The 23627-nt window shown below is 73.2% G+C and carries 22 protein-coding genes; 4 read left to right on the top strand and 18 right to left on the bottom strand.

From position 1 onward, the window contains the following. Positions 1 to 89: 89 nt before the first annotated feature. The 12 genes from KV557_RS06350 to KV557_RS06295 all read right to left on the bottom strand — a co-directional run bounded on the left by KV557_RS06350 (position 90) and on the right by KV557_RS06295 (position 11752). Positions 90 to 461, bottom strand: a complete 372-nt coding sequence (locus KV557_RS06350) for an STAS domain-containing protein (protein ID WP_218198738.1) — start codon at positions 459 to 461, stop codon at positions 90 to 92. Between the two features lie 143 nt (positions 462 to 604). Beyond that, positions 605 to 1531: a SigB/SigF/SigG family RNA polymerase sigma factor gene (locus KV557_RS06345; RefSeq protein ID WP_374106599.1), complete on the bottom strand. Its 927-nt coding sequence runs from the start codon at positions 1529 to 1531 to the stop codon at positions 605 to 607. A 296-nt stretch (positions 1532 to 1827) separates the two neighbouring features. Next, complete coding sequence (locus KV557_RS06340; protein WP_218198737.1) at positions 1828 to 2289, bottom strand: ATP-binding protein; 462 nt, start codon at positions 2287 to 2289, stop codon at positions 1828 to 1830. Positions 2290 to 2299: 10 nt separating this feature from the next. Beyond that, positions 2300 to 2767, bottom strand: coding sequence for an STAS domain-containing protein (locus KV557_RS06335; RefSeq protein ID WP_218198736.1), 468 nt, complete (start codon positions 2765 to 2767; stop codon positions 2300 to 2302). 404 nt (positions 2768 to 3171) lie between these two features. Further along, positions 3172 to 5910: an ATP-binding protein gene (locus KV557_RS06330; protein ID WP_308129786.1), complete on the bottom strand. Its 2739-nt coding sequence runs from the start codon at positions 5908 to 5910 to the stop codon at positions 3172 to 3174. A 176-nt stretch (positions 5911 to 6086) separates the two neighbouring features. Further along, positions 6087 to 6716, bottom strand: coding sequence for an RICIN domain-containing protein (locus KV557_RS06325; protein ID WP_218198734.1), 630 nt, complete (start codon positions 6714 to 6716; stop codon positions 6087 to 6089). A gap of 166 nt (positions 6717 to 6882) precedes the next feature. Further along, positions 6883 to 7971 (bottom strand): helix-turn-helix transcriptional regulator, encoded by a 1089-nt coding sequence (locus KV557_RS44400; RefSeq protein WP_218198733.1) that lies wholly within the window; start codon positions 7969 to 7971, stop codon positions 6883 to 6885. After that, on the bottom strand, positions 7950 to 8558 hold the full coding sequence (locus KV557_RS06315) for a hypothetical protein (protein ID WP_218198732.1): 609 nt from the start codon (positions 8556 to 8558) through the stop codon (positions 7950 to 7952). Before KV557_RS06315 ends, KV557_RS44400 begins: the two co-directional genes overlap by 22 nt. Positions 8559 to 8743: 185 nt before the next feature. Next, positions 8744 to 9640 carry an ABC transporter permease gene (locus KV557_RS06310; protein ID WP_218198731.1) on the bottom strand — a complete coding sequence of 299 codons (897 nt, stop codon included), beginning with the start codon at positions 9638 to 9640 and terminating at the stop codon, positions 8744 to 8746. Then, positions 9600 to 10460 (bottom strand): ATP-binding cassette domain-containing protein, encoded by an 861-nt coding sequence (locus KV557_RS06305; RefSeq protein WP_218198730.1) that lies wholly within the window; start codon positions 10458 to 10460, stop codon positions 9600 to 9602. The genes KV557_RS06310 and KV557_RS06305 overlap by 41 nt, the downstream gene beginning before the upstream one ends. After that, positions 10457 to 10987 carry a MarR family winged helix-turn-helix transcriptional regulator gene (locus tag KV557_RS06300; protein WP_218198729.1) on the bottom strand — a complete coding sequence of 177 codons (531 nt, stop codon included), beginning with the start codon at positions 10985 to 10987 and terminating at the stop codon, positions 10457 to 10459. The genes KV557_RS06305 and KV557_RS06300 overlap by 4 nt, the downstream gene beginning before the upstream one ends. Positions 10988 to 11044: 57 nt before the next feature. After that, positions 11045 to 11752, bottom strand: coding sequence for a GntR family transcriptional regulator (locus tag KV557_RS06295; RefSeq protein ID WP_218198728.1), 708 nt, complete (start codon positions 11750 to 11752; stop codon positions 11045 to 11047). Positions 11753 to 11797: 45 nt separating this feature from the next. On the opposite strand from KV557_RS06295, the gene KV557_RS06290 reads away from it, so the two are divergent. Together KV557_RS06290 and KV557_RS06285 are read left to right on the top strand one after the other, a co-directional pair. Continuing rightward, positions 11798 to 12220, top strand: a complete 423-nt coding sequence (locus KV557_RS06290; RefSeq protein WP_218198727.1) for a VOC family protein — start codon at positions 11798 to 11800, stop codon at positions 12218 to 12220. Next, on the top strand, positions 12217 to 12978 hold the full coding sequence (locus tag KV557_RS06285; protein ID WP_218198726.1) for an SDR family NAD(P)-dependent oxidoreductase: 762 nt from the start codon (positions 12217 to 12219) through the stop codon (positions 12976 to 12978). Before KV557_RS06290 ends, KV557_RS06285 begins: the two co-directional genes overlap by 4 nt. A 40-nt stretch (positions 12979 to 13018) precedes the next feature. Here KV557_RS06285 and KV557_RS42260 read toward each other — a convergent pair whose 3' ends face one another. After that, a complete protein-coding gene (locus tag KV557_RS42260; RefSeq protein WP_308129785.1) occupies positions 13019 to 13333 on the bottom strand; it encodes a UbiD family decarboxylase domain-containing protein in 315 nt (104 codons plus the stop codon). Positions 13334 to 13556: 223 nt separating this feature from the next. On the opposite strand from KV557_RS42260, the gene KV557_RS06275 reads away from it, so the two are divergent. Beyond that, the gene (locus tag KV557_RS06275; protein WP_218198725.1) at positions 13557 to 15275 is read left to right on the top strand and encodes a putative Ig domain-containing protein; all 1719 of its coding nucleotides are present in this window, start codon (positions 13557 to 13559) and stop codon (positions 15273 to 15275) included. 56 nt (positions 15276 to 15331) lie between these two features. Here KV557_RS06275 and KV557_RS06270 read toward each other — a convergent pair whose 3' ends face one another. Continuing rightward, on the bottom strand, positions 15332 to 16222 hold the full coding sequence (locus KV557_RS06270) for a LysR family transcriptional regulator (RefSeq protein WP_218198724.1): 891 nt from the start codon (positions 16220 to 16222) through the stop codon (positions 15332 to 15334). A 137-nt stretch (positions 16223 to 16359) separates the two neighbouring features. Between KV557_RS06270 and KV557_RS06265 the strand changes: the two genes are divergently transcribed. Continuing rightward, complete coding sequence (locus KV557_RS06265; RefSeq protein WP_218198723.1) at positions 16360 to 17181, top strand: alpha/beta fold hydrolase; 822 nt, start codon at positions 16360 to 16362, stop codon at positions 17179 to 17181. Positions 17182 to 17218: 37 nt separating this feature from the next. Here KV557_RS06265 and KV557_RS06260 read toward each other — a convergent pair whose 3' ends face one another. The 4 genes from KV557_RS06260 to KV557_RS06245 are packed head-to-tail and all read right to left on the bottom strand — an operon-like array spanning position 17219 to position 23626. Further along, a complete protein-coding gene (locus KV557_RS06260) occupies positions 17219 to 18127 on the bottom strand; it encodes an ATP-grasp domain-containing protein (protein ID WP_218198722.1) in 909 nt (302 codons plus the stop codon). Then, positions 18124 to 18888 (bottom strand): hypothetical protein, encoded by a 765-nt coding sequence (locus KV557_RS06255; protein WP_218198721.1) that lies wholly within the window; start codon positions 18886 to 18888, stop codon positions 18124 to 18126. Before KV557_RS06255 ends, KV557_RS06260 begins: the two co-directional genes overlap by 4 nt. Before the next feature lie 7 nt (positions 18889 to 18895). Then, complete coding sequence (locus KV557_RS06250) at positions 18896 to 19852, bottom strand: hypothetical protein (protein WP_218198720.1); 957 nt, start codon at positions 19850 to 19852, stop codon at positions 18896 to 18898. Between the two features lie 33 nt (positions 19853 to 19885). Then, positions 19886 to 23626 (bottom strand): hypothetical protein, encoded by a 3741-nt coding sequence (locus KV557_RS06245; RefSeq protein ID WP_218198719.1) that lies wholly within the window; start codon positions 23624 to 23626, stop codon positions 19886 to 19888. Between the last annotated feature and the right edge of the window lies 1 nt (position 23627).

Raw genomic sequence — 23627 nt, 5'->3', positions numbered from 1 at the left:
CGAGCTCGGCCGGCAGCTGGGCGGGGTCGCGGAGGGTGCCGTCGACGTCGGAGAGTGCCGCCGCGGCTTTCACGGGCTTCTCCTTCCCGTCAGCCGGGCACGGTGCCGCGGATGGGGAAGGCGTCGGTGGCGCCGGTGAGTTCGAGCATCCGCAGGAGCAGCGTCCGGGGGCGGGCGAGTTCGATCCGGCTGTCGTCGGCCACCGCGTCGGCCTGGGCGCGGAGCAGGGCGTTCAGTCCGGTGGAGTCGCAGAACTCCAGCCCGGCGCAGTCGATCACGACCACGGTGCCGGGCACGGCCAGCGCCTGGTCCAGCGCCGCGCGCAGGTCGGCGACCGTGCCGAGGTCGAGTTCGCCGTACACGGCGAGCACGGTGCCCTCGGCCCAGGGCTCGGCCTCCACGCGGAAGCCCGACGCCTGGTCGGCGGTGCCGTTCCGGGTCTTCGGCGAGTGGTGTGTCATGGCTTCGGGCTCCTTTCGTTCCGGGCGCCGCCCCGCGGCTCCCCCGGTCCCGAGGCCGGTGTGCGGCCCGCTGACGGCCTCGGCGAGGACCGCCGGGACCAGGCCCACGCGCCCTCCGCCCGGACGCGATCCTCGCCGGCGGATCAGTCCCGCTCCTCCGGCGGGTCGTCCGACCAGCCCGGGGCGTCGCGGTCCTCCATCTGCTCGCGCAGCCGGGCCAGCGTGGCGCTGAGCAGCCGGGAGACGTGCATCTGGGAGACGCCGATCCGTTCGGCGATCTCGGACTGGGTCCAGCCGTCCCAGAAGCGGAGTTTGAGCACGGTCTTCTCGCGCTGGGGCAGTTGCGCGAGCAGCGGGCGCACGGCGGTGCGGAAGTCGGCGAGTTCGATCCCCGGATCGCAGCCGCCGAGGCGGTCGAGCATCGCGCTGCCGGTCTCGTCGATGTCCTGATCGCGCAGCGCGTCCAGCGAGTTGGGGCGGTAGACCCGGCCGGCGACCAGCCCCTCGGTGGTCTGCTCGACGGTCAGGTGCAGGTCCTTCGCGATCTCCTCCGGCTGCGGGAGGCGGCCGAGTTCCTGCTCCAGCCGGTCGGAGCCGCGGGCCACCGTCAGGTACAGCTCCTGCATGCTGCGCGGCACGCGGACCGGCCACGAGGTGTCGCGGAAGAACCGCTTGATCTCCCCGGCGATGGTGGGGATGGCGTAGGTGACGAACTCGACGCCGCGCCGCGGGTCGTAGCCGTCGACGGCCTTGATCAGGCCGATCGTGCCGACCTGGAGGATGTCGTCCATGTCCTCGGCACGGTGGCGGAAGCGGGCCGCGATGAAGCGGACCAACGGCATGTTCAGCTCGATGATCGTGCCGCGCACATAGCTGTAGGCGTGCGTCTCGCGGGCGAGCCCGGCCAGGCGCTCGAAGAGCGCGTCGCTGAGTTCGCGCGCCTCGGTCCTGCCCATCGCCCGCAGCTCGGCCTCGGTGGGCCGGGGCGGCAGGTCGGGGGGCAACCCGGACGGTCCGGCAGCCGCCCGGTCCGCACGATGCGCGGTTTCCAGATGGGTGGACACTTGCATCTCCTGGGCATCGGGGCGAACGCCCGGCATCGCGGACGAGCTCTCGCTCGCCTGCTGCAGGCTTCTCTTCCCCCAGGACCTGGTGCCTGCGCTTCCTCGGGCGACGGTCCCGGTGGCACCCAGCGGGTGCCGACGCGGCCGGCGGATCGTCGTCGGCCGCCGCATCCGTGTTCTACCCGACGTACGACATCGGATTCATGTTGCGGCTGGTTTGTTGTCTTTTCTCCGAGTGCACAGGACATGTCCTCCGGTCGCCGCGGCGGACAGCGCTCGCACGCAGTGACGTCCGCCGGGGCTCAGCCCCGGCGGACGTGACGGTCGAGCGGGGACGGCACCTCCAGCCAGACCAGCTTCCCGTCCCCCTCCGGCACCGAGCCCCAGGCCCGGGCCAGCCGGTCCACCACGCGCAGACCGTGCCCGCCCGGCCGGCCCGGGTCCGCGTACGGGCGCAGCCGCGGCGGCACCGGGCTCTCGTCCGCGACCTCGACCCGCAGCCGGGTGCCGTTCCAGCTGAGCCGCAGCTCGCGGGGACCTCCGGGGGCGTGCAGGCAGGCGTTGGTGACCAGCTCCGAGACCATGAGCAGGATGTCCTCGGTGACGGCCTGCTGCTCGTCGTCCGCGGCGGGCAGCCAGCTCCAGGACAGCAGGGCCGCCCGGCTGAACTCGCGGCTGCGCTGCACCGGGCCGGCAGCATCTCCGAGCGCGAGCCGTCTGGTCTGCTCAGGGCTCGGCGGCGGATTCGCCCCGGGAGTGGCCATCCTGACCTCCTCACTCATCCGGGCCTCCGCGCATCGGTCCGGGCGCGGAAGCGTCGCCCTGGGCGCCCGGTGCCGAGTCCGGAGCCGGGCCCGGCGCCTTCAGGGCCGATCCCGGATCGGGATGGATCCTGAACACGCTGTCCGCTCCGGTGATCGCGAACAGCCGCGCCACGACCGGGCGCGGACCGGCGAGTTCCAGCCGCAGTCCGGCCGTCTCGGCGTCGAGGCGGGCGCGCAGGAGGATGTTGAGACCCGTCGAGTCGCAGAAGCGCAGTTCCCCGAGGTCGACCACGATCCGCTGGATGCCGTCGTCCGCGGATCCGGTGAGCGCGGCCCGGAGGCCGTCCGCCGTGTCGTGGTCCAGCTCGCCGGCCACGGTGACGATCCGCACCGGCCCTTCGCGGTCCACCGCGACCCGCAGGTCGCCGCGTTCGCGTTCCTTCTCCCCCTCCGCGGGGTGCTCGGCCGGCCGTGGCATGACGGGCTCCCGATCCGGTCGGGACGGCGGCGTGCCGTCCCGACCGTCATCCCGCGCGACACCACGGGCCGCCCGGACGACCGGGTTCCATGGCGCTGTCCCACGTGCGGCCAGGCGGACCGCCTGCTGGTCGTCCATGACCCGCGTTTGCCCTTCCCGGGCCGGGCTACACGCACGGATGAGCAGGAGGCGGAGGCGATCCCATTGGCGACACCGAACACCGGCCGGAGCGGACACGTCCGCCCGCCCCGGACCGGCCGGCAGGAGTCGGCCGAGGAGCGGGCGGCCGGTCCTCCTGCAACGGCACGCCACACCCGTCCTCCCCGGCTCCGGCGGCGGGCCGCACCCGGTCCGGTGAGGGGGCGGGCGCCGACCGGCGGGTCACAGCGGTGGAGCCGCCCGCGTCACGTCGGCAGGCCGGCCAGTGCGGAGCGTGCGCGGTCCGCCAGCCCGTGAGCGCCGCAGCTGACCGCCAGGTGCAGCGCCCGATCGAGGTGATGGCGTGCGTCGGCCCGCCGGCCGGTCTCGGCGAGGGCCGAGCCGAGGTCGGCCAGGGCGACGGCCCTCTCGTAACCGCTGGGGGATCCGGCCAGCCGGTGGACGGCCTCCTCCAGCATCGCCAGGGCGGGCGGTCCGTCATGGACCGCCGCACACAAGCGCAGCGCGCTGCCGACCGCCGTAACGGGACCGAACTCCCGCGCGCGTCGCACCGCCTCGGCGCCGAGTTCCCGGGCCCGGTCCGGGTCCGACGGTGCCACCGCGAGCGCCAGGTGGCCGATCCACGACGCCCACACCGGGTTGCGCCAGCCACGGGCGTCCAGGGCCGCCCCGGCGGCCGCCAGCGCCTCGGCCGCGCCCGCGTGGTCGCCCTTGGCGAGCAGCAGCCTGCCGTAGAGCGTGGGGGCGTCGGGCAGCACCATGACCGTGGGGTACGGCGGTCCGAACGCGTACGTCTGCGCGAGCTCCCACGCCTCGTCGGCCCTGCCGCGGGCGAGCAGCGTGTCCGCCAGGACTCCGACGGCGAACCATTGCAGGGGGATGCCCGGTCCGATGCGCTCCGCCAACCGCAGCGCGCGCCGCAGGAACGTCTCGGCCTCGTCGAGGGCGCCGCTCCTGAACCTCAGCAGGCCCATGAGGCAGAGGGCGAACCCCAGGTGGGCGCCGCTCCACCCGGCGACCTGGTAGGCCAGGACCGCTTCACCGAACAGTGCCTCGGCCCGGTCCACCCGGTCCGCGTACAGGTAGCTGATGCCCAGGATGCCGGGCAGCTCGAAGCCCCAGGTCGTGTCGGTCCAGCCGAGGCCCGGCGGGAGCCGCCCCTCGTCGGTCACCGACTCGGCGAGCGCCATCGCCTCGGTGACGTCGCAACCCCGCAGGACCAGCTCCCAGCAGCGCAGGACGGACACCGCCGCGGTCAGGCCGTCGTCCCCGGGCAGGTCGTCCTCGGGCAGGTGCCGGCTGTACTCCGCCAGCCGCCGCGACCGGTCCGGGCCGTCCTGCTCCACCGCCTGGAAGGCCGCGAACATGAAGGTCGCCACCTCCAGGCGCCGTCGGCCCGGGCCGGCGGCGGTGCGCTCCGCCTCCTCGGCACAGACCGCCGCGGCCTCGCCGAGCCGGTTGCTGTGGGCCAGCGCCTGGGCGAGCCGGAAGGTGGCGTCCACCCGGAGTTCGGGGGTGAGCCCGTACTCCTCGCCGAGGGCGAGCCGCAACTGGTTGACCGTGGCGGCGGGATCGGTCAGCAGTGCCGAACAGCCCAGCTCGTACAGGACGGCGGCCCGGTCCTCGTCGTCGGGCGGCTCGCTCATCGCCCGGCGCAGGCAGCGCTGCGCCGCCTCGGGGGCGCCGATGGCCAGGTGTTCGGCGGCTGCCAGCCGCAGCTTGCGGACGGTCTCGTCGTCGCCGTCCGGGTGGGTCTCCAGCAGGTGGCGGGAGGCCACCAGCAGGCCCAGGCCGGCGTTCTCGACCTCGGTAGCGGCGACGCCGTGCATGCCGGTGCGGGTGGCGGGCGGCATCGACTGGTAGATCGAGCTGGCGATCAGCGGGTGGACGAACTCCAGGCGCCCGTCGGCCGTGGAGGTCAGAACCCGGTGCCGGCGCAGTTCCCGGACGGACTCGGCGGCGGCATCCGGCCCCTGGACGCAGATGGCGCCCGCGAGGTCCTGGCGGATGCCGGTGCCGAGCAGGGACGCGGCCCAGGCGAACCTGAGGGTGCTCGGGCCGAGCCTGTCGAGCCAGTGGCCGAGGGTCATTCCCATGGCCTCGGCGGCGAGTTCGCGCAGCTGGCCCGCGTTGGTGTCGACCGGGTCCAGCCGCTGGTCACGGACCTCGCGCAGCAACTCGGCGGTCTCGTAGGGGTTTCCGCCGGTGACCGCCCACACGTGGCGGCAGAACGCGTCCTCGGCGGCGTCCCCCAGCGAGGCGCGGACCAGGCCGGCGACGGAGGCGGGCTGGAGCGGGCGGAGTTCGTGCAGGCGGTCCGCCCGGCCGAAGACGTTCCGGCGGAAGTCCGAAGTGCCGTCGGGGAATTCGTCCCGGCAGGCGAACACGAGCAGGACCGGGAGCTCCCGGGAGCGGACGGTGAATCCCGCCAGCCAGCCGAGGGACTCCGGATCGGCCCAGTGCAGGTCGTCGACCATCACGGCCAGTGGCGCCCGCCGCCGCAGGAGCTGGATCAGGACGAAGTCCAGGCCGTCGCGCACCCCTTGGGGATCGAGTCGTCCGGCGGGTGGCAGCAGGCCCACCGCCGGTCCGACGATGTCGAACCAGTGCCCGAAGACCTCCTCCCGCTCGCTCGCGGGCAGTCCGGCGAGTGCGGGCTGGAGCAGCTGGCGCACCACGTGGAACGGCTCGTTGCGGCGCTGCTCGCCGCCACGGGCGAAGAGCACGGTACAGCCGGCGCGCTTCGCCAGCCGTCGCGCCTCGGAGAGCAGGGAGGTCTTGCCGAGGCCGGCCGGGCCGACGTAGAGCAGCAGTTCCCCGACGGCGACGTCGCCCTGCACCTCCGCCGTCCGGCAGACGGAGCGTACCGCCTCCGCGGTCGACCTGATCTCCGCCTCCCGCTCGTGCAGCGCGGGCCGGTCCGGCCCTCCGGACCCGGCCACATCGCTGTCCCGCCCCGGGAGCCCGTTCACTTGCTCGGCCACCGCCGTCCCTTCCCCGTTCCTGCCCCGTGCGGCGAGGCTAGCGCCATCCGGCTGTCGGCGTGGCGGCATTCGCCGGGAGAAACGCGTACACGATCGGCGAGGACGGTACGGACGAGCCGGTGCCCGGCACACGCGAGCGGGTCGCGTGTGCCGGGCACCGGCGGTGTGGTGGTCCGTCAGACCTGGACGAACACCCAGCGCTGCAGCGGGCTGCCGGTGATGTCCCACAGGCCGACCCGGTTGCCGTTGCCGCCGCCGTCGGAGGCGTAGGCATCCATGTCCAGGCCGCCGCCCCCGCTCTCGACGGAGACCTCGTAGTTGTCGGTGTCGCTGTGGTAGTACGGCCAGAAGTGCTGGCTGAGGTAACCGTTGCAGTCCCACAGCCGGAACTGCAAGCCCTTCGCCCCGCCCGGATAGTCCAGGCAGCGGCCGCTGCGGGCATTCACCATCACCATGTTGAAATACCCGCCGGAGGTGGTGTAGCTGATCTGCCACTGCTCGCTGATACCGCCGTTGCAGTCCCACAGGCCGACGGGGTTGCCGTTGTCCCCGCCCCAGCTGTAGAAGGCGTCCAGGCAGCGGCCGGTGCCGACGTTCTTGATGTAGTAGGTCCCGGGGATGATCCCGGTGTCCGCGAGGCGGTCGGAGTCCGACGCCTTCGCGGGCGCCGCGTTGACGGGCGCCGCGTTGACGGGCGCCGCGTTGACGGGCGCCGCGTTGACGGGCGAGGCCAGCGCGGCCGAGCCGGTGGCCAGGAGTGCGGCCGCGGCGGTGGCCACCGCAGTGCGCTTGAACAGGCTGAACATGGTTCCCCTTTGTCGTTGCGTTCCGGAGGTCCCCCGATCGGGGCTGGGCACGATGCTCACCGCGACCCCGACCGCCCGGACAGCCCCGCCGGCCGACCCGTTGCCGATTTCTGCAACGCCCCCGAAAACGCCCCCGGAACGGCCCGGACACCGGCTCCCGCCCGCGCTACGGTGTCCCTTCCGGCGACGGGGACGGGGCAGGGGCAGGGGACATCGACGGGTCAGGGGACGGGGCAGGGGCCGGCAGGGCGGAGGCCAGCGACGGCAGCCCCGTGGCCAGCACGACCCCCAACTGCAGCCGGTTGTCCACCCCGTACCGGTCCATCAGGTGCCGCAGCGTGTACCCCACCGTCCGCACGCTCACCCCCAGCCGCCCCGCCGCCGTCGCGTCCGAGTGCCCGGCCAGCAGCAGTTCCACCAGCCGCCGCTCCCGGCCGGTCAGCACCACCCGCACCGACGGTCCCGGATCGCGCGCCCGCTCCCAGGCCCGCTCGAACACCCCCACCAGCGTCGCCACCAGGGTCGGCTCGGCGACCTCCAGCACACCCCGCTCGGCCCGCAGTGGGTCGGCCGGCAGCAACACCACCCGCCGGTCGAAGATCATCAGCTTGGTCGGCACCGCGTCCGCCACCCGCCGCACCCCGCCCAGCCGCACCAGCTCCGGGCAGCGGTCCAACTCCGTGTCCCCGCAAGCGGTTCCGAGCGTACGGACGGCCACGCCGCGCGCCAGCAGCCGCAGCGTCTCCTCGCCCACCACCACAGCCTCCGCGGACGGCCGCCCGTCCGGCGGATGGCTGGTCAGCAACTCGGCGCGCTGCCGCTCCCGCAGCACCTCCACCCGTTGCCGTATCGCCTCCGCACTGCCCAACGTCCGCACGCGCGGCGCCGGACCGGCCGGCCAGGACAGCTCGGTGCCCGTCACCGCCTCCAGGTGCCGACGCGCGACCGCGAGCGGATCCACCACTGGCCGCCCACGCTGCCGCAACCGCTCCAGCAGGACCGGCGGCGCCACCGCGCACCACCGCCGCGCACCAGCCGTGCCGGTGCCGGGGGTGACCGCCCCGGCGGCGGCCAGTTCCTCCAGCGCCAACGCGACCCGGCGCCGCGCCATGCCCAGCTCGCGCGCCGCCGAGGAAGGATCCAGCGGGCCGTTGTGCACCAGCAGCCGGTACACCAGGTCCGCGTCGGGCGACAGCGCCCAGCGGGTCAGCGAGGGCACCGGCGGCGCGGACGTCACCACACGCCCGGGTTGCACGCCGAGCCGCCGTCCGGCCCCGGCCTGGCGAAGCCGCAGTACGGCGGCTCGTCCACCGACAACACGCTCAGGTCCGTCATCGGCGCGAAGGAGAACTGCGGTGGGAGGGTCTTGCTCGCGGTCACCGTCCAGCACACCGCGTACCCGGTCACGTGCGCCGCGTCGACGCTGTTCGGGCGCCCCAGCACGCACAGCCCGGCGGTGCCCGTGTCGAACGGGATGTGCGCGTCGATCGCGCCGTACGAGCTGAACTGCGCCGCACTGGGCGGGTCCACCTGCCAGCGGCCTGGGGTCGTGGGGTCCGGGTGGTAGGTGATGACCTTCAACTGGGCCTGATCCGGGGCCACTTGGCAGCCCTGGGTGAGCCCGCTGTTCGGCGGGTCCGCCTTGCCGGTGATCGCCGCCACCCCGCCCGTCTCCACCGGCGTGTCCGGATAGATCCCGTACGAGGCGCACAGCGCGCGGTAGTTGACGTCCGCGCCCGCCGCCGGAACAGCACCCGCCGGAGCAGCCCCCGCCCCGCTCACGGCCAGCGCCAACATCAGCGCCTGGGCAGCGCGACGCGGACTTGTCCCCCTGGACAGCATGATTCCCCCTCGCGACACCGGGCGACCCCAACCCCCGTGGCGGGCCGTCCCGGGACAACAGGCACCAGTGTCCGCCGACCGATCCGGCGGACACAAGCATTCCGCCCGCCCTGGCGATCGCCCTGCGCCGTTTCAGCCGGCTGCCGCGCGGCGGCCGACGGACGGCCACCCCGCCCCTGGTTGGGCTACCGCGCCAGCCGGCCCAGCAGGGCGGAGGCCGCCGTGATGCCGAGCAGGGTCGCCAGGGTCAGCACCGCGAAGTCCAGCGGGAGGTGGGCGCGGGTGCCGATCAGCAGGCCGCGCAGCGCGTCGACCTGGTAGCTGAGCGGGTTCGCCTTGCTGACCGCCTGCAGCCAGCCGGGCATCAGGTTCACCGGGTAGAGGGCGTTGGAGCCGAAGAACAGCGGCATGGTGATCGCCTGGCCGATGCCCATCAGCCGGTCCCGGGTGAGCACGATGCCGGCGATGGCCATCGACAGGCAGGAGAAGAAGGCCGAGCCGAGCAGCACCACCGCCACGACCCCGAGCAGCCGCAGCGGGTTCCACGTCATGGCGACCCCGAGCACCGCGGCGATCAGCACCACGACGACGGCCTGCAGGACCGCCTTGACCCCGGCGGCGAAGGCCTTCCCGGTGACCAGCGCGGCCCGCGGGGTCGGGGTGACCAGCAGCTTGGTGAGCACGCCGGAGTCCCGCTCCCAGATGATCATGATGCCGTAGAAGATCGCGATGAACATCGCGGACTGGGCGATGATCCCGGGGGCCAGGTAGTCCAGGTACGGGATCCCGCCGGTCGGGATGGCCTTAAGCCGGGTGAAGGTCTCGCCGAAGATCAGCAGCCACAGCGCCGGCTGGACGGCCCGGGTGTACAGCTCGGTACGGTCGTGGCGCAGCTTCTGCAGCTCGACCGCGCACATCGCCACCACCCGGGCCGGCACCAGCCGCCAGCCGGTGCGGGCGCGCGGGGGCACGAGCAGCAGGCCGAGGTCGGGGCGGTCGTCGGTCGGGGCGGCGGCGCCGTGGGTGGTCGGGGCGGCAGGTTCAGCCGACGCGGTTGGCCGTGCGGCGGGTCCGGCGGACATCGCTGAAGTCTCCTTCCGAGGCCTCGCCGCGGGCCAGGTCACGGCCCGCGAAGTGGCGGAACACGTCGTCCAGACTGGGGTCGGTCTGGTGCGGATCCTGCTCCCGGACCTGGGCCTTCAGCTCCGCCGGGGTGCCGAGCGCGCGGATCCGGCCGCGGTCCATGAGGGCGATCCGGTCACAGTGGCGGTCGGCCTCGTCCATGTAGTGGGTGGTGACCAGCACGGTCATGCCGGTGGCCCGGCGGACGGCGTCGACGCGCTCCCAGACGCCGGTGCGGGCGATCGGGTCCAGGCCGATCGTGGGCTCGTCCAGGACCAGCAGCCGGGGCGCGCTGACCAGGGCCTGGGCGAGTTCCAGGCGGCGCACCATGCCGCCGGAGTAGGTGGCGGCCATCCGGTCGGCGGCCTCGGTGAGGTCGACGGCGGCCAGGGCCTGGGCGACCCGCTCGGCGCGCTCGGACCGCGGCACGTCGAAGACCCGGGCGAACAGTGCCACGTTCTCCCGTCCGGTCAGCCCCGCCTCGGCGGAGAGCTGCTGCGGCACGTAGCCCAGCAGGCGGCGGACCTCCATGCGCCGCCTGGCCGCGTCGTGGCCGAAGACCCGGACCATGCCGCCGGGCACCGGCAGCAGTGTGGTGATCGCGCGGATCGTGGTGGTCTTGCCCGCGCCGTTGGGGCCGAGCAGGCCGAACACCTCGCCGGTGTGCACGGTCAGGTCGATCCCGTCGACGGCCCTGGTGCTGCGGCCCTTCCCCCGGCCGTGGTGGAACGTGTACTCCAGGGCGCGGCAGACCACCGCGTCGTCCTCCGCAGGCGTCATCGCTCCTCCTCCCCCGCCGGGCCGCGCAGGCCCGCCGCGACACCGCGCAGCGCGGGCAGCGCGGCGGCCAGCGCCGCCCGGTCCTCGGCGGGCAGCTCCGCCACCACCTCGCCGACCAGTGCACTCCGGCGGGCCTGCCAGGCGGCGAGCCGTTCGACGGCCTCGTCGGTCGTGTGGAGCAGCGCGGCCCGGCGGTCGGCCGGATCCACCTCGCGCCGCAGCAGTCCCTGGGCGACCAGCTGGTTGACCAGGGTGGAGACCGAGTTCCCGGCCAGGCACAGTTCCTCGGCCGCGTCCGAGACCCGCAGCCCCGGGGCGTCCATGACCAGCCGCAGCAGTTCGACCTGTGCGCCGCGCAGCCGCGGCTCCGCCAGGCCCTGCCGCAGCCGGCGTCGGACCAGGCGCTGGATCCCGACGAGGAGCGTGGTGAACTCGTCGGCCAGCGCGGCGTCGAGCGTTTCGTCGCGCCCTTCATCGAGCGTTTCGTCGAACGTTTCGTTGAGCGTTTCCGGGGCCGCCGCACTCATACCGCCATTTTAGCTCTCAGTCAGAGGTATCTGTCCAGAGTCCGGGTCTGGGCGGTGTCAGTTGGGATCGGCGGACGTCCCGTCGTCCGGCGCGCCGAGCAGCGCGAGGAGGCTGCGGCGGGCCACGTCGACGTGCTCGCCGGCGAGCCGGTCGAGCTCCTCGGCCGCACCGCCCTGCCGCAGCAGTCGGGCCAGTTCACGGTGTTCGTCGACGACGAGGGCGCGGTACTGCCCCCGGGCGTGCGAGACCCGTTGCAACTGGAACAGGAACACCTGGGACCGCACGGCCTGCCAGGCCTCGGTGAGCCGGCGGTTTCCGGCTGCGGCGTAGATCTGGTCGTGGAACGCCATGTCCAGGGCGAGCAGGCGCGGCACCGCGGCGTCGGCGGCCAGTTCGGCGGCCATCTCGTCGACGAGCCGGTCGAGTTGGTCGAGCTGCCGCGAGGTGGCCAGGCGCATGGCAGTGACGGCGGCGAGCCGGTCGAGTGCGACACGGACCCGGTAGACCTCCTCCACGTCGGTGACGGTCGCCTCCACCACGGTGGTCGGACGGTGCCAGCCGGTGCGGATCAGCCCCTCCCGTTGCAGCTGGGCGAGCCCCTCGCGCACGGCGCCGCGGCTGACGCCCAGGGACTCGGCCAGCTCGACCTCCCGCAGCGGCGCGCCGGGCGGGAAGCGGCCTTCGAAGATCGCGTCGCGGACCCGGTCCGCGACCTCGTCGGCCAGCCCGCGTCGGGCCGCCTTCGGCAGGGGTTCATCCTTCATGTTCGAATGTTGACATTCGGACACCGCGGGGATCAAGGTGGGGGCATGACCCGTCCTGCCTTCCATCTCGCCATCCCCGTCGACGATCTGGCCCCGGTCCGGGCCTTCTACGGCGATCTGCTCGGCCTCGAAGAGGGCCGCTCGACCGACGGCTGGGTCGACTGGGACTTCCACGGACACCAGGTGGTGACGCACGTGGTGCCGGGTCCCCGTCCGGAAGCCGCCGGGCACGGCACCGTGGACGGCACCCGCGTCCCGGTCCCGCACTTCGGGCTGGTGCTGAGCGTCGAGGACTTCCAGGAGCTGGCCCGACGACTGACGGAGGCCGGTACCGATTTCGTCATCGAGCCGTACCTGCGCTACGCCGGGAAGCCGGCCGAGCAGTGGACAATGTTCCTGCTCGACCCGGCCGGCAACGCCCTGGAGTTCAAGGCGTTCCGCGACGAGACCCGGCTCTTCACCCGATGAGGGGCGTCCTGGTCACCGGGGCGTCGCGGGGCATCGGCCGCGCCGTCGCGCACGCCTTCGCCGCCCGCGGCGACCGGGTTGCCGTGCACTACGGTTCGAGCGCCGCGGAGGCCGAGGCGACGCTCGCCGCGCTGCCCGGCGAAGGACACGTCCTGGTGGGCGGCGACCTGAGCGATCCCGCTGCGGCGAAGCGGGTCGCGGACGTCGCGGAGGCGGCGCTGGGCGGGGTGGACGTCCTGGTCAACAACGCCGCCGTGGCCACCTCGGCGGCGAACGCGCACCCGGTCGCCGAGGTGTCCTACGAGGACTGGCAGCGGATCTGGCGGCAGATGATCGACGTGAACCTGCTCGGCGCGGCGAACCTCAGCCACTGCGTCGCGCGCCACCTCATCGCCCGCGGCGCGCCCGGCCGGATCGTGCACATCGGCTCGCGCGGGGCCTTCCGCGGCGAGCCGGACCACCCCGCGTACGGCGCGAGCAAGGCCGCGCTGCACGCGTTCGGCCAGTCCCTGGCCGTCGCGCTGGCCCCGCACGGGATCGCGGTGACCTCGGTCGCGCCCGGCTTCACCGCCACCGAGCGGGTCGCCGACCGGCTGACCGGCCCGTCGGGCGAAGTCCTGCGCGGGCAGAGCCCGTTCGGCCGGGTCGGCACCCCGGAGGAGGTCGCCGCCGCCGTGGTCTACCTGGCCTCGGCCGAGGCGACCTGGGCCTCCGGCACGGTCCTCGACCTCAACGGGGCGTCACACCTGCGGCTGTGACTCCGCGCCGGCCGTCCCTGCGGATGGCCGGCGCGGACGGTCAGCGGTAGCCGTACGCCTGCCAGTTGTCCAGGACGTGCCGCTGGAGCTCCGGGGACCAGTTGTGGGCGAAGTCCGAGGCCACCGGGCGCTCGTCGGCCAGGTCGGTCAGGGACACGTGGCCCTCGATGATGATCTCCGCGGTCGCCGGCACGAGGAGGTCGACGGTCTCGGCCCGCACCATCTCCAGCGGTTCGCCGAAGTAGGCACCCAGGAAGTGCGACTCGTCCTCGCCCTCAGGGACCGGCATGCCGCCGACGTACGGCAGGCCGGGCTCCACGCCCAGCGCGACGGGCTTCGCTGGGTCGCTCGCCACCGGTTCCATCCCCCGCGTGCCTGACAGTGCGTCAGCGACTGTGGTTACGGGTGGGATCACCGACAAGGGGCGTCCACTGGCGGCCGCTTCGGCCGCTGCGAGGACTACGCGTGTTCGTCGTGTTCCGTTCAGATGCCGCTTACCCCACCATGGAACGGTGTCCGACGCGCCTACGCGCGTAGCACCGCCCCCTGCTTCCCCCACGACACAAGGAAACTGACGCATGCCCAGCATCAGGTACACCCTCAGACCCCTCGCCCTGACCGCCGCCGCCCTGACCGTGCTCGCCGGCGCGAGCGCCGTACCCCGCCAGGTCGCGGCGGCCGCGACCCCGACCACCGCCGCGACGACGACCACGCCGCACCGCGTCCTGTTCGACAACAGCAAGGCCGAGACCGCCGGAAACGCCGACTGGATCATCAGCACCAGCCAGCCGGACCCGCTCGCGCAGAACCCCAGCCCCCAGTCCGAGAGCGACTGGACGGGCGCCATCTCCAGCTGGGGCGTCGCCCTGCAGAAGACCGGCCAGTACAGCCTCAAGACCCTGCCGAGCGGCTCCGCCATCACCTACGGCACCGGCGGCGCGCTGGACCTCGCCAACTTCGACGAGTTCGTCCTGCCCGAGCCCAACATCCGGCTGAGCGACGCCGAGAAGACCGCCGTCATGACGTTCGTCCAGAACGGCGGCGGGCTCTTCCTGATCTCCGACCACACCGGCAGCGACCGCAACAACGACGGCTGGGACTCCCCCGCCATCATCAACGACCTGATGACCACCAACTCGGTCAACTCCAACGACCCGTTCGGGCTCTCGGTCGACCTGCTCAACATCCAGACCGACAACCCGAGGGCGATCAGCGACGCCACCGACCCCGTCCTGCACGGCCCGTTCGGCACGGTCACCGGCAGCATCATCCGCAACGGCACCACCTTCACCCTCAAGCCCGCCGACAACCCCTCGGTCAAGGGCATCGTCTACCGCACCGGCTACTCCGGGAACACCGGCGCCTTCTTCGCCACCAGCAGCTTCGGCAAGGGCCGGGTGGCCCTCTGGGGCGACAGCTCGGCCATCGACGACGGCACGGGCGAGGCCGGCAAGACCCTCTACGACGGCTGGAACGACCCGGCCGGCACCGACGCCGCACTCGGCCTGAACGCCACCGCCTGGCTCGCCGCCAGTGGCGGCACCAGCACCGGCAGCGTCGGCCTCACCAACCCGGGCGCCCGGACGGCCACCGCCGGAACCGCCACCAGCCTCCAGCTCTCCGCCACCGACACGGCCGGGGGCACCCTGAGCTACGCCGCCACCGGCCTGCCCGCCGGCCTGGGCATCAACACCGCGACCGGCCTGATCAGCGGCACCCCGACCACCGCCGGGACCTCCTCCGTGACGGCCACCGCCACCGACTCCACCGGCCCCTCCTCCTCCGCCACCTTCACCTGGACCGTCCAGCCCACCGGCGGCGGCAGCACCTGCACCGCGGCCCAGCTGCTCGCCAACCCCGGCTTCGAGGCCGGTACGACGGCCGGCTGGACCGAGACCAACACCAGCGGCACCAGCACCATCAACAGCAGTTCCAGCGAGCCGCCGCACTCCGGCACGTACGACGCCTGGCTGGACGGCTACGGCACCACCAACACCGACACCCTCGCCCAGACGGTGACCCTGCCGGCCGGCTGCAGCAGCTACACCTTCAGCTTCTGGCTCCACATCGACACCGCCGAGCCCACCACCTCCGCCTACGACAAGCTGACGGTGACCGCGAACGGCACCACCCTGGCGACGTACTCCAACGTCAACGCGGCCGCCGGCTACCAGCAGCACAGCCTCAACCTGGCCGCCTACGCCGGGCAGACGGTGACGCTCAAGTTCACCGGCGCCGAGGACTACACCAAGCAGACCTCCTTCGTCCTCGACGACACCGCCGTCAACGTGGCGTGACGCACACCTGAAACCGTCGGCGGTGTGCCCTCCCGCTCAGGAGGGCACACCGCCGCTCAGCCGTCCCCGGCGACGTCGCGGCAGGAGTCCAGCAGAACCGCGAGGCCGCGCGCGGTGGCGCCCTCCCGGACGGCCAGGAAGGTCGGCATGGTCGGCGCCGGGTCCGCGAGCGGGCGGAAGACCGTCCGGGTGGCCGGGAGGACCTCGGCCTGACCGGCGTAGAACACCGTCCAGTGCGAGCCGCCGGCTCCGATCGCGGCGAGGGTGTCCTGGTCGGTGGTGAACGCCGGCCCCAGGACGGGCTCGAAGCCGGCGCTCCGGCAGGCGTCGGCGATCAGGTCGACCAGGTGCGGGTTGGTCTCGCGGGGTGCGATCCGCAGCGGCATCCCGGCCAGGTCGGCGAGGTCGACGCGCTCGTGCGCGGCGAGCGCGTGCCCGGCGGGCAGCGCCACCACGAACCGCTCCCGCCAGACCGGCACCAGGTCCAGCCCCGGACTGCGGGTGACGCCGCGGACGAAAGCGGCGTCGAGCTCCCCGTCCCGCACCCGCTGCAGCCGGTCCGCCGGTGCGGCGCTGACCAGTTCGACGGTGAGGTCCGGCGCCCGGCGGGCCACCGCGGCCAGCAGGCGTTCGAGGCGGGCGCCGAGACCGACGTTGGTGCCGATCCGGAGCAGCGCGGTGCGTTCGGCCCGTACCGCCGCCATCGCCTCCAGCGCCGCCCGTTCGGCGGCCAGGACGGCCCGGGCCCGGTCCACGAAGACACTGCCGGCCGGGGTCAGCACCACGCTGCGGGTGTTCCGGTCGAAGAGTTCGAGGCCCAACTCCCGCTCCAGTCGCCGAATCTGCTGGCTGACCGTGGACTGGACGATGTGCATCCGCTCGGCGGCGCGACCGAAGTGCAGTTCCTCGGCCACCGCGAGGAAGTACCGGATCTGACGAAGTTCCACCTGATCCCCACCCCTGGATTCATCACGTTCGCCGATCAGTGTAGGTGCGGAACGCTCCTTGGTCGCGGCCGCCCGCGTTGCTGTGATGGTCCTGCGCCACCGCACCGGCGGTGGCCCGGGATCGAGGACGGGAAACCATGTCGTTCGCGCACGTCAACGGGATCGAGCTGCACTACGAGGACCACGGCCAGGAGGGCCACGGCCGGCAGGAGGCCCACGGGACCGGCCGCCCGCTGGTGTTCCTGCACGGCTGGGGCACCAGCGGCCGGGCCTGGGACGCCCAGCTCGCCGACCTGGCCCGGGACCACCGCACGGTCACCGTCGACTGGCGGGGCTGCGGCCGCTCCGACCACCCGGTCACCGGCAACGACGTGGCCGGCAACGTCGCCGACGTGCTGGCCCTCGTCGACCTGCTGGCCCTCGACCGCCCGGTGCTGGTGGGCAGTTCGATCGGCGCCAGCTTCGCCCTGGAGGCCGCGCTCGCCGCGCCGGAGCGCGTCGGCGGAGTGGTCTCGGTGGACGGCCCCGGCCACTGGCCGAGCCAGGGCATGGCGCCGGAGCTGAACGCCCTGATGGCCGGGCTGGCCGCCGACCGGGCCGGGACGGTGGCCGACTGGGTGCCCAACTGGTACGGCCCGGCGACGAGTCGGGCCCTGATCGACCGGACCGTGCGGCAGCTCCTCGACTCGGGCGTCTTCATCGACGCCCTGTTCACCGAGGCCCTCTCCTACGACCCGCGGCCCGCCCTCCCCCGGCTCGCCGTCCCCGCGGTCTTCGTACACGGCCGCCTCGACACCGAGATCCCGGTCGAGGTCTCGGAGGCCCTCGCCGCCCTCGCTCCCCACGGCGAGATCCAGGTCATCGAGGACGCCGCCCACATGCCGCACCAGGAGCGGCCCGCGGCCTTCAACGCCGCCCTGCGCGCCGCACTGGCCCGGATGGCGCTCGTCACGGCGTGACCTCGCTGGACGGCCGCGGTCTCGGCTGCACCGGACCTCAGCGGAGCGCGAGCGCGATGGCGCGGGCGATCGGCTGGTCGGTGCAGGATTCGAAGTAGGAGAAGGCCGGGCTGGGATTGACCTCGAAGCAGTAGACCTCGCCGTCGTCGGCCAGGAGCAGATCGATGCCGGCGAGGGTCAGTCCCAGCTGCTCGGCCAGCAGCAGACACCGCGCGGCCAGGTCGTCGGGCGGCTGCCACGCGGAGAGTTCGGCCCGGCCGCCGTCGCGGTGGGCGTAGCGGTAGTCCACCCGGTCGGTCTCGATCCGCGTGGCGAACACCTCGCCGGCCACGGTGTGCACCCGGATGTTGGTGCCCGCGATGAAGCGCTGGAACTGCACGGGGCAGGAGCGGATGAGGGACAGCCGGTCGATGGCGTCCTGGTCGAGGAACCGGACGATGGACCGGATGCCGCTGATCGACTTGTAGACCAGCTCGCCGTGGCGCGCCCTGAAGTCGTGGACGAGCTCGGGGTCGTTGGTGACCAGGGTCTCCGGCACCCGGAATCCGGTCCGGCGGATCAGCTGGGCCTGGTGGGGCTTCGACAGGTTCGACGCCGTCGCGGCCACCCGGTTCATCACGCAGCCCTGGGCGAGCTCGATCCAGGTGCCGAGGGCCTCGTGCCAGGACTGGCACCTCCGCACGGTGTCCTCGCTCGCCGCTCGCACCTCGGGCAGCCCGCGCCAGTCCATCAGCCGGGTGTAGATGCCGGTGACCGTGGCGCAGTCGACGGCGCGGCCGTTCTCCATCAGCCGTCCCCGGATTCCGGTGCCGGTGACCTCCAGCTCGAACGGCAGCTCCAGGAAGCGTCGTTGGTGGAGAACCGTATAGGGCGAGCCGAGCTGGTCGAGTGCCGCCGTCACCCGGGCGATCGGCGACTCGCTCGCGATGCCGCAGACGATGATCATCGGGTTCCTGCCGACAGCCCGGTGAGGTGGTCGAGCAGACGGTCGAGGAACGCGTCGCCGCCGAGCCGGAGGTCGGGCAGGGGGTTCGCTCCTCCGAAGGCCACCCGGTGCCCGCCGTTCCGGTGAAGGTCGATTCCCAGCAGGTCGATTCCCAGCAGGTCGGTGCCGGCGAGCCGGGCGAGTTGTCCGCACGCCTTGGCAAGGTCGCGGGACTCCCCGTCGTGACTCACGTGCTCGCCGAAGACGTGCTCGCCGAGGACCAGAACCCAGCCGGAGCCGTCCGCCGCCCGCCCCGGCTCGACGCCGGGGCGGCTGGACAGCCGGGCCGGCGGCACCGGCAGCCCCGCCCTGGCCGCGAGCACGGTCCACTCCGCGGCCGAGCGCCAGGCTCCGCACAGTCCGTTCGCACAGGGACGGTTGACCGAGACCGGGGCGATGCACGTGAGCAGGCTGAGCAGGAGAGCGCTCAATTCCTCCCGCGCGTACAGAGCGTCGGCCTGCGTTGCGAACGGGAGGGGCCCGACAGGTGCGAAGGCCACCCGGTTGAGCACGCCGTCGATGTCACGGCTGGCCAGAACGCGCCCGTCGGGCAGGCCTATCTCGAAGCGCGCGCCAAGCTGATCGATGCGATGCGCCGACCTCGTGGAGCTGATCAGGGTGTGCGGCGAGAGCAGCTCCAGAGGGTCCAGTCCGCGCTCCCGCAGTCCCGCGTACGCCCACAGCGCCGCCTGGTCGCCGGGATCGCAGAGCACCAGCCACATGCGACGTCTACCCCTCGCCCTGCCCCGTCCCGGGGTCCTCGCCGCTGAGGGCGCTCTCCGACAGATCGGGCCGCAGCTCCGGGCTGATGAAGTGAGCGGACGGTCCGCCCGCCGGAGGAGTGGCGAGCATGGCCTCGGGCGGGCCGGTCTCCTTGAGCGAGTCCTTGTCCTCCTTGCCATCCTTCTCCTTGTGATCCTTCCCAGCCTTCTCCTGCCGGCGCGAGAGCTGGAGCGTCTTCTCCTGATCCACAGGGTCGTTGCACAGCAGGACGTGACTGGCCGTCTGATCCGGTGCGGCGAACGGGCCTGAAGCGGGGGTGACCCCGATCATGAGTTTGTCGCACGCGTTGGGGGCGACGCTGTTCGGAAGATTCTTCAGGACGAAGCCGGCGCCCAGGTCCGCCTCGGCCTGCTCGGCGAACGTCAGCGTTCCCGTACCGATGTTGGCGACGGGCACCGGGATGTCCTCGGTCGCGAAGCCCGCCCGCACGGTCACCTGAACCGAGGTCTTCATCACGATCCGCGGCTGCTGGGCGTCCGCGACGGTCCCTGCCGAGGTCCACACGAACCCGAGCTCCTCGGGGTCGTTGTTCGTGATCCGCACACGCCACGTGCGAATGTCCGGGCTGGAGATGTCCAGCTGCACCGTGAAGACATCCGTGGGCTCCCGCGTCCAGGACGCGGTCGCGACCTCCCGCCCGGTCTCGTCCGCGATGGCCGCCTTGTCGGGAGAGCCCGGGACGGCCGTGATCAGCCCAGTGCCTGCCCGGAGCTCGATGGTCGGCGCTCTCCCGCCCAAGGGCTCGCACTTCGGTCCGCCGGGCACAGTTGGCCCGATGGCCACCACCCGCAGGAACCAGCTCGACGCCGTGGAATCCACGTCGAAGGGGGCCAGCCCGCTGGCGGCCTGGGTCGCGAGCCTGAGCTGGCCGGAAGCGGGGAACATCTGAAATACGGGTTTCATGATCGCCTTCTCTGGCTGTCGAGCTGCGGCGCCTCACCACGTCCCGAGCGGTACGACGTCGACGTAGACGGGTCGCCCCGTCCCGTCGCCCGTCACGGGGAGGGGTTGGGTCTCGAATTCCCGGACGACGAGGCGCTGGGCCCGTTGCCCGGTGTCGGGGAGGCTGATGACGCTGGTCTGGCCGAGGACAGCGGAAGCCGTGAAGATCGTGGACCAGCCGACGACGTCGGCCGCCGTGGTCACGACGGCATCCCGGACCTGGAGTTCGGTCCGGACCAGGTTCCCGGGACCGCCGGGCCCGAGACCGTCCAGGACCACGGTCGCCTGCCCGGCGCTCCGGGTGACCACCAGCCTCCGGTGCGGCGGGAGTTGGACGGGTTCCGTCAGGACCGTCTGCGACACGGCGGGGACGTCGGTGGCGGTGTACGGCTGGTACCGGGCCAGCGCGAGCCGGACGAACGGGAAGTAGGACGAGGAGACGATCGGGGACAGGTCGAGGTCGGCGTACCAGCGGTCGCCCTGCTCGTCGAACTCGACCTGGTACAGGGCCGCGTCCAGCAAGCGCTGCAGTTCGGGAAGGCTCACCTGGGCCCGGTCCGGCGCGTTGACCTGGTCGCGCGTGAGGACGCCCGGCGGTGCCCCGGTGTCCCGGATCGGGTCGCGCCCGGCGACGCCGACGAAGCGGAGGGCCTCGGGGGGCGCCAGTGCGGTGGGAAAGGTGAGCACGGCCAGCGCCTCGCCGTCCCCGGAGACGAACCAGGGCCGGTCGAAGAAGACCCGCAGGCCGCCGCCCTGGCGCAGCCGGGTGAGCGACTGCTGCCCGTCGACGGTCCGGGTCCAGCGGAACGTCGGCATGGCGTACTGGAACTTCGGCGCGGGGGGCCGTACCGAACTCGGCACGTCCGTGTCCGTGAGCGCCCCGGTGGCGAGGCAGGCGCCGGGGTCGGCCGCGAGGACGCGCCCGAAGCAGTCCTCGAACCGCGACACGCCCGTCACCGTGTAGCTCACGCGGTGGTGGCGGGTGTCGCCGAACTCCTGGCGGATCACCGGGAGTGCGTCCCTCGGCGCCAGGTGCTGGACCTCGTAGGACCCGATGTGCGCCATCCGCTTCCGAACGGTCGGCGCGGCCGGCGCGCTGTCGTCGCGGTCGGTCCACTCGGCGTGGATGTCGATCCGTCCCGTGCTCGGCACGTCGATCGAGAGCCCGTCCGTCCCGAGGACGGTGTCGTTGTCGCCGGGCTTCCGTTGGGCGGTCAGCTGCCCGCTCGGGTCCAGTAGCGGGCGTTGCACCGCGTGGACCAGGGTGACCGTCCGTGGCGGTGTGATCAGGCGGTTCTTCCCGAGGACGAGGTCCTGGAACGTCGCCGGGTTCTGCGGGTCGACGCCCAGCCAGATCGCGATGCCGAACAGCTGGACGTGGGCGTACTGCAGGCACGACGGAATGTCGAAGGTCACCTGTTCGGCGGGGCCGAGGGCGACCGTGAGGTGGCGGGCGTCCAGCCTGCTCACCGTGCAGCCGCTCGCGGCCGCCGTCAGCCGCACGGCCGCCGTCCGGCGGTCCGGCCACGCGCCCTGCCAGATGGCGATCACGGGCTTGTCGGGCGGGACGATCTCCCCGGGCCGCCCGTTCGGGCCGATCGGCCGGGGCCGCGCGTTCATGGCGATGAACGCGCCGCTCGGGTCGGCCAGCCACGGCAGCACCGGGTCGGTTTCGGGCACGACGACGTACGGCGACGGCACGCCGGAGCCGGGGTCGGCCCCGACGACGTGCGCGCCGTGGACGTCCAGGAGCTCACCGTCCGCCCGCTTGGCGACCTCGAACAGCCGGTTGACCTCCGGGCCGGGGACCGCGGGGCCCAGCGCGGTGTCGAATCCGCCGTCGTACTGCATCGCCAGGGCGAGCGAGCACTTCGGGGGCAGGAGGTGCCGCAGATCGTAGGAGCGGTAGCCGTGCAGGGCCGCGTAGTCGGTCGCCGACACGCCGCGGTCGCTGCGGATGACCATGCGGTCCTGGCCCTCGCCGTCGGCGAACTCCCGGGTCGGCACGAGTTCCGGCGGTGGTAGCGGCTCGAAGCGCTGGTACGTGAGTTCCTTCGTCTGTTCCTCGGCGGGACCGACCTCGTCGGCCCGCAGGCCGCCCCCGGCCAGGTCGGCGATCCTGACCCGCAGCCGGTAGTCGCGGCCGAACCGCAGCCGTGGCAGCGAGCCGGGCTCGCACTCCACCACCGCGTCGAGGGACGGTGCCACCGGCTCCGGCGGCATCGGGTCCCCGGTGTCGACGATCCGCTCGGGCCGCTGGGCCACCAGGCTCCAGCCGTCCCAGCGCGCCACCGTCTGGTGGAGGTAGAGCACGTCGGCCGGGCCGGCGCCGGTGGCCACCGGGCCGGGCCTCAGGTACCCCTCGTCGAGCAGGCCGGTGGGGGAGGCCGGTCCGAACGGCACACCGCCGATCGTGTAGCGCACCCGCCGCTGACACAGCGAGTGCCACTTCCTGGTCGTGGTGTCGAACACGTCCACCCGGTACCCGCCCAGGAGGGAATCCGCCAGCAGGGCGGACGAGAGCAGGCCGCCGGCCGTCGCGCGCTGCTGTGCCCGCAGGAGTTGCTTCCGGTGCTCCTCCTCCCGGCCGTGGTCCACGAGGGCGAACCCCGTCGAGTGCAGCGCGGGCAGTGCCCCGGCCGGGCTCGTGCCACCGGCCGGGGCCGACGACCCGTCCGACCGGGCGGCGCTGACCAGCCGAAGGGCGGCGCCGTCCACGTCGAACGACATCACCTCGAACCGGGCGTTGCCGGAGGGCGCCGGACCGGCGTTGGCCAGTGGGAGGAGTCCCTCGCTGAAGCCGGTGGAGGTCGGCCCGTCGACGGACGCCGGCACGAAGCGCGTCCCGGTCAGCGTGTAGGCCGTGGACGGCGAGAGATCGGTCTGCGTGGCGGCGGTCCAGCCGGAGGGCGGGTTCGGGTCCGGGCTCGGCCACCGCGGCACCGTGCGCAGTTCCGCCGGGTTCGCCTGGGCGAGCCGGGAGGCGGGCACGGCCAGATCCGTCAACAGGCCGAGCGCGCGCAGCAGGACGGGGTGGTCGGCGAGGTGCACGACGGTGTCGTGGAACTCGCGCTCGGGCGCGGCCGTGGTACGGCGGCTCAGCGGGGTGAACTGGGCGGGGCCGCGCCGGTAGAAGGCGTAGGCCCGGGCGAGCGCCGGTTGGTCCGCGGGGGCACGCGCGGCGTCGTCGTCGAGCGGCAGCAGGCCGGTCTGCCACAGATCGCTGATCGCCCGTAAGGCGGCCTGGAGTCCGGCATCGCTCTCCGGTGCGGCTCCCTGGTGCTCGGAGTGGGCCTGGGCCGTGGCCGTGTAGATGCCGCGGACCTCCGCACCGGCTTGGCCGGCGGGGAAGGCGCGGGTGTCGCGTCCGTCGTAGGAGGTGGCCAGGTAGGGCCGGACCAGCATGTCGGCGGCGAACAGCGCCTCCCAGGCGGCGAGTTGCTCGGCGAGCGAGAACTGCACGGTGCTTCCGTCGAGGGCGACGAACGGGACCCGCGACGACGGGAGCGGTTGCCGGCCGCGGAAGGCGTCGAAGCTCACTGCGGCGAGCCGCTCCGGCCACCTCTGCATCCCGAAGTCCGCCACCGTGAGCCGGGTTCCGTCCGGCCCGAGCAGGCGCGGCGTCAGCAACACCGAGAGCAGCGCCATCGGCTCGGACTGGCCGGGGATCGACACCACCCGGCCGGCCGGAATCACGGTCCAGACGAACTGCCTCTCCAGGCCGGTCGACGACATG

The sequence above is a fragment of the Kitasatospora aureofaciens genome (assembly GCF_019192735.1).
Taxonomy (GTDB): Bacteria; Actinomycetota; Actinomycetes; order Streptomycetales; family Streptomycetaceae; genus Kitasatospora; species Kitasatospora aureofaciens_A.
Note: the sequence above shows the minus strand (reverse complement) of the source record. Positions and strands in the feature narration are given on the sequence as shown.

What these genes read in the sequence shown, in the direction of transcription:
- KV557_RS06255 (WP_218198721.1), bottom strand. Translation starts at nt 18,888, where the DNA reads ATGTGGCTGGTGCTCTGCGATCCCGGCGACCAGGCGGCGCTGTGGGCG.
- KV557_RS06275 (WP_218198725.1), top strand. Translation starts at nt 13,557, where the DNA reads ATGCCCAGCATCAGGTACACCCTCAGACCCCTCGCCCTGACCGCCGCC.
- KV557_RS06285 (WP_218198726.1), top strand. Translation starts at nt 12,217, where the DNA reads ATGAGGGGCGTCCTGGTCACCGGGGCGTCGCGGGGCATCGGCCGCGCC.
- KV557_RS06250 (WP_218198720.1), bottom strand. Translation starts at nt 19,852, where the DNA reads ATGAAACCCGTATTTCAGATGTTCCCCGCTTCCGGCCAGCTCAGGCTC.
- KV557_RS06300 (WP_218198729.1), bottom strand. Translation starts at nt 10,987, where the DNA reads ATGAGTGCGGCGGCCCCGGAAACGCTCAACGAAACGTTCGACGAAACG.
- KV557_RS06345 (WP_374106599.1), bottom strand. Translation starts at nt 1,531, where the DNA reads ATGCAAGTGTCCACCCATCTGGAAACCGCGCATCGTGCGGACCGGGCG.
- KV557_RS06295 (WP_218198728.1), bottom strand. Translation starts at nt 11,752, where the DNA reads ATGAAGGATGAACCCCTGCCGAAGGCGGCCCGACGCGGGCTGGCCGAC.
- KV557_RS06245 (WP_218198719.1), bottom strand. Translation starts at nt 23,626, where the DNA reads ATGTCGTCGACCGGCCTGGAGAGGCAGTTCGTCTGGACCGTGATTCCG.
- KV557_RS06310 (WP_218198731.1), bottom strand. Translation starts at nt 9,640, where the DNA reads ATGTCCGCCGGACCCGCCGCACGGCCAACCGCGTCGGCTGAACCTGCC.
- KV557_RS06350 (WP_218198738.1), bottom strand. Translation starts at nt 461, where the DNA reads ATGACACACCACTCGCCGAAGACCCGGAACGGCACCGCCGACCAGGCG.
- KV557_RS06340 (WP_218198737.1), bottom strand. Translation starts at nt 2,289, where the DNA reads ATGGCCACTCCCGGGGCGAATCCGCCGCCGAGCCCTGAGCAGACCAGA.
- KV557_RS06335 (WP_218198736.1), bottom strand. Translation starts at nt 2,767, where the DNA reads ATGCCACGGCCGGCCGAGCACCCCGCGGAGGGGGAGAAGGAACGCGAA.
- KV557_RS06305 (WP_218198730.1), bottom strand. Translation starts at nt 10,460, where the DNA reads ATGACGCCTGCGGAGGACGACGCGGTGGTCTGCCGCGCCCTGGAGTAC.
- KV557_RS06265 (WP_218198723.1), top strand. Translation starts at nt 16,360, where the DNA reads ATGTCGTTCGCGCACGTCAACGGGATCGAGCTGCACTACGAGGACCAC.
- KV557_RS06325 (WP_218198734.1), bottom strand. Translation starts at nt 6,716, where the DNA reads ATGTTCAGCCTGTTCAAGCGCACTGCGGTGGCCACCGCCGCGGCCGCA.
- KV557_RS06290 (WP_218198727.1), top strand. Translation starts at nt 11,798, where the DNA reads ATGACCCGTCCTGCCTTCCATCTCGCCATCCCCGTCGACGATCTGGCC.
- KV557_RS06260 (WP_218198722.1), bottom strand. Translation starts at nt 18,127, where the DNA reads ATGATCATCGTCTGCGGCATCGCGAGCGAGTCGCCGATCGCCCGGGTG.
- KV557_RS06315 (WP_218198732.1), bottom strand. Translation starts at nt 8,558, where the DNA reads ATGCTGTCCAGGGGGACAAGTCCGCGTCGCGCTGCCCAGGCGCTGATG.